Source organism: Lactobacillus delbrueckii subsp. delbrueckii DSM 20074 = JCM 1012 (assembly GCF_001433875.1).
In the GTDB taxonomy this organism is placed as follows: Bacteria; Bacillota; Bacilli; order Lactobacillales; family Lactobacillaceae; genus Lactobacillus; species Lactobacillus delbrueckii.
On sequence record NZ_AZCR01000183.1, the window covers coordinates 1 to 208 of the forward strand.

1 pseudogene is annotated in these 208 nt (G+C 47.1%); it reads left to right on the top strand.

The features are described 5' to 3' along the window. A pseudogene (locus FD23_RS09580) lies at positions 1–208 on the top strand (DDE-type integrase/transposase/recombinase); the annotation flags it as partial.

The following is a 208-nucleotide window of genomic DNA, read 5'->3' on the forward strand; positions in this document are numbered from 1 at the left end:
TTATCGATGGTTGTACCCAAGAAATCATCTCCTACAACATTTCTAGGCACCCAGACCTTAAGCAAGTGATGACCATGCTAGGATGACGCATTTGAGAAGCACCCGGCTCTTAACGGGCTTATTTTCTACTCAGACCGTGGCTGGCAATATCAGCACCAAGCATATCAAGCCGCTCTGGCTAACAGAGGGATCGATCAAAGTATGTCCA